Below are 3,856 nucleotides of genomic sequence, written 5' to 3' on the forward strand. Positions count from 1 at the left end.
CCACTGTCGCCGGAAGTATCTGGCGGCTGGGTCGACGCGGATGGGCTGGATGGAAGGCCCGGACCGGCGGCGAAGGCAAACATGGCTATGGCGGAACGGTGTTGACAAAAGACGGGTTCATTGTCGCCACCTTCAATTTTGAGGACGCTCTGCGCGCCGACGCCAAGGCGGCGATCGGGCAATTGAATGATGCTGGGGTGTCGGTGCAAATGCTGTCGGGCGATACCGCGGGCGCCTGCGGCGAAGTTGCAGAAATGCTGGGTGTCGACGACTTCGTTCCGTGCCTGCTGCCGTCCGGTAAGGTCGAATGCATCGAGACCCTGGCGAAAGACGGACACAAGGTTCTGATGGTTGGCGACGGCCTCAACGACACGCCGGCGCTGAGCGCGGCGTATGTCTCGATCGCACCGGCCACCGCCGCCGACATTGGCCGCAATGCGGCCGACTTCGTGTTCCTGCGCGAAAGCCTTCTGGCAGTGCCTCTCGCGCTGGACGTCTCGCGCAAGGCGGGACACCTGATACGCCAGAACATCGCGATTGCGATCGTCTATAATGCCGTCGCCGTGCCGATCGCCATCCTGGGCCACGTCACGCCTCTTATCGCAGCGATTGCCATGTCCGCTTCTTCGCTGCTTGTGATCGGAAATGCGTTGCGTCTGCAGAGTTCCATACCAAATTCGCCAGCGAAAGATGTGCGGCGCGACAGCCGTTCCGACATCACCAGATTGGCCCGATTCTCATGACGACCCTTGCCTACCTCATACCTGTGGCCCTCTTCCTTGGTGCGCTTGGCTTGGGGGGCTTCCTGTGGGCTTTGAAGAGTGGCCAGTATGAAGATCTCGACGGCGCCGCCGAGCGGATCCTTATCGATCGAGAAGACAAGCTGGATCAGTGATCGAAAGCCAAGTAGCCGATAATGGCGGTGGGCAGAAAACTACACCGCCGCATGTCCCTGGCTGGAATAATCCCAAAAAGCTCGAATAACGCGAAACATTGCCGTGTCCGAAGCTGCAGCTTGCCTGGATTTAACTCTTTCAATTTGCGCCAGCGCAAAGAAACGCTGCGTCAGCTCAGGTAAATTCTATTCATCCGCAACGGTTGAGAGATAGGAGACTGACATGATCACGCGACGTGAAGCTCTGTTCGGGGCAGCGATTGGCGCTGCCGCCGTGGCAGCACTGCCCGCATTTTCAGCAACTGTGACAAAGGCGGACATTCGAGGGCTCGCGCGCGAAAAGATCGCGCTTGTGGCACCGCCGTTTGTGCATCCGCACGATCAGGTCGCCAAGGGTGGACCCAAGATCGTCGAGTTCACCATCACGATCGAGGAAAAGCCTCTTGTCATCGACGCCGACGGCACGACGCTCAATGCGATGACCTACAACGGCTCGATCCCCGGCCCGCTGATGGTCGTGCATCAGGACGACTATCTCGAGCTGACGCTCATCAATCCAGACACCAACTCCCTCGCCCACAACATCGACTTCCACGCCGCAACAGGCGGGCTGGGTGGCGGTGGCCTCACCCTGATCAATCCCGGCGAACAGGTGACCTTGCGCTTCAAGGCGACGCGAACGGGAACGTTCGTCTATCACTGTGCACCTGGTGGCGCGATGATCCCTTGGCATGTCGTCTCCGGCATGAGCGGCGCCATCATGGTGCTGCCGCGCGACGGGCTCAGGAACGACAGGGGCGAACCGGTCAAATACGACAAGATCTTCTATATCGGCGAGAGCGACTTCTATATCCCGCGCGATGAGAAGGGCAATTTCAAGAGTTACGAATCGGCCGGTGACGGATACGACGATATCGTCAAGGTCATGCGCGGGCTGATCCCGACGCATGTCGTGTTTAACGGCAAGGTCGGATCCCTGACCGGTGACAACGCCATGAAGGCGAAAGTCGGCGAGACCGTGTTGATCGTCCACTCACAGGCCAACCGCGATACCCGGCCTCACCTGATCGGTGGACACGGCGACTATGTCTGGGAACAGGGCAAGTTCGCCAATCCGCCTGCCAAGGATCTGGAGACCTGGTTCATCCGTGGCGGCTCGGCGGGCTCGGCGCTCTATACCTTCCTGCAGCCAGGCATCTACGCCTACGTCAATCACAATCTGATCGAGGCCGTGGAACTCGGAGCGACCGCTCACTTCATGGTCGAAGGCCAGTGGAATGATGATCTGATGACGCAGGTCGAGGCGCCCAAACCCATAGCCACCAACTGACGGCACTCCAAAATGCCCGGACGGCGTCGCTGTCCGGGCATGGACAAAAGCCATGTCTCCTTTCATCCTGAAGGTTCTGCCGGTCGCCCTGGCCGCCGCTGCTGTTCCGGTAGGTCTCTCGTTACAGGCGGTCTTCGGGGATCGACAACCCCACCCCGTCGCCATGACAGTTGTCTTGCTTTCCGGTTCGATCATCTATCCGACTCCGGGCGAGTTCCTGAAAGAGGGACGCCCGCAAGGCAATCCCCGCATCGAGCGGCAACTCAGCAGACCTCTCGAAATCATGGCCTACCAGGTTGGCGCGGCCGACTATGCGGACTGCGTGTCGGCTGGCGCCTGTCAGCCGGCACAGGAGACGCGCGCGATCCCGCGCAATGCTCCCGTCACCGGAGTGAGCTATCTCGATGCGAATGCCTATGCCCGGTGGTATTCGCAAGTGACCGGCGGCCAATGGCGGCTGCCATCCGACGATGAGTGGGCCTTTGCCGCGGCGGAGCGGTTCGCAGGCGAATTCGAGGGTGTCGAAAACGACGCCAACAACCCCGCCAGACGTTGGCTCACCAGCTACAAGGCCGAGGTGGACCTCAATCGCAAACCGGACCCGATGCCCAAGAGCCGTGGCTCGTTTGGTTTCAATTCCCTGGGCCTCGCCGACTTTTCCGGCAACGTCTGGGAGTGGACTTCGACCTGCTATGTCCGCACCACGTTGGCTACGGATGGAAGTGGTGTTGCGAGCTCGGTCGACAATTGCGGCGTCCACGTGCTTGAAGGGCTTCACAGAGCCTACATGTCGAACTTTGTCAGTGACGGGAAAAGCGGAGGCTGTGCCGTTGGCACGCCTCCCGACAATCTGGGATTCAGATTGGTCCGGGACCATTCGGGATGGGCAAGCCGGATCCTTGGGTGGCTTGGCATCGTCTGAAAAGCAGGAATAGCGGACCACGTCCTCTCGACTGTCGCGAGCCCGCCCGTCGCCCTTCCCTCGCCTCACTGTGCCTTGGGTGTCGTCAACGCGGTTCCGTGGATCAGGACGAAGCCAGCGAATGCCGCTACCCATGCGGCGCCGGCCGTATCGATCACCGCCTCTGAGGGGACGAAGGCGGCCAGGATTCTCAATGTTCCCGCGAGCAGGACGGCCACGAAGATGAACGAGGCGCCGTTCCCAGCCTTGAGCGCTCGTCCGGTGTGCCCGAGCGTTGCGCGGGTCATCACGGCGAGCGTCATGGCGCCGACCGCGCCCGTTCCGAGCGCGTGGAGCCCAGCAGCAGCCGGCACGGCGGCAGGAAAGAAGATCGAAACCGAGACAAGGGCGAGGCCGACCGGCACGAAGGCATATGCAAGATGGAGGATGAGCACGAGCGGATCTCGCAATGTGCGTTCGCCAGCCCAGCGCGACAGACGCCACGCCTGGCAGATTGCAGCGACGGCCATAAGCATTCCTGAGGCGCGGTTGTCAGGAGCGAACGTCCATGCTCCCAGCGCGATGGCTGAGATGGCTATCGATGCGATGTCAAAACGGCCGAACGGCGCAGGCAGCCTGCCAGGGTTTTCGCGGACGAGCCAGTTGCGCGTGAAGCTTGGAATGATACGCCCACCGATCAGCGAGATGAGCACGATCGCTGCAGCCGTAC

General features: G+C 61.0%; 5 protein-coding genes. 4 read left to right on the forward strand and 1 reads right to left on the reverse strand.

Going from position 1 to position 3,856, the window contains the following annotated elements; genetic code table 11:
* The 4 genes from EN993_RS32520 to EN993_RS32535 form a co-directional block, all read left to right on the forward strand.
* Positions 1–743, forward strand: a 743-nt coding sequence (locus tag EN993_RS32520; RefSeq protein ID WP_127265867.1) for an HAD-IC family P-type ATPase, incomplete at its 5' end; no start/stop codon positions are given.
* Positions 740–895, forward strand: coding sequence for a cbb3-type cytochrome oxidase assembly protein CcoS (gene ccoS, locus EN993_RS32525; RefSeq protein WP_109672898.1), 156 nt, complete (start codon positions 740–742; stop codon positions 893–895). The genes EN993_RS32520 and ccoS, both read left to right, overlap by 4 nt.
* Before the next feature lie 223 nt (positions 896–1,118).
* Positions 1,119–2,225, forward strand: a complete 1,107-nt coding sequence (gene nirK, locus EN993_RS32530; RefSeq protein WP_109672895.1) for a copper-containing nitrite reductase — start codon at positions 1,119–1,121, stop codon at positions 2,223–2,225.
* Between the two features lie 52 nt (positions 2,226–2,277).
* Positions 2,278–3,147, forward strand: coding sequence for an SUMF1/EgtB/PvdO family nonheme iron enzyme (locus EN993_RS32535; RefSeq protein WP_127265869.1), 870 nt, complete (start codon positions 2,278–2,280; stop codon positions 3,145–3,147).
* 65 nt (positions 3,148–3,212) lie between these two features.
* Here EN993_RS32535 and EN993_RS32540 read toward each other — a convergent pair whose 3' ends face one another.
* On the reverse strand, positions 3,213–3,839 hold the full coding sequence (locus EN993_RS32540) for an NnrS family protein (protein ID WP_245469031.1): 627 nt from the start codon (positions 3,837–3,839) through the stop codon (positions 3,213–3,215).
* Positions 3,840–3,856 lie beyond the last annotated feature (17 nt).

The organism is Mesorhizobium sp. M7D.F.Ca.US.004.01.2.1 (assembly GCF_003997785.1).
Classification (GTDB): domain Bacteria; phylum Pseudomonadota; class Alphaproteobacteria; order Rhizobiales; family Rhizobiaceae; genus Mesorhizobium; species Mesorhizobium loti.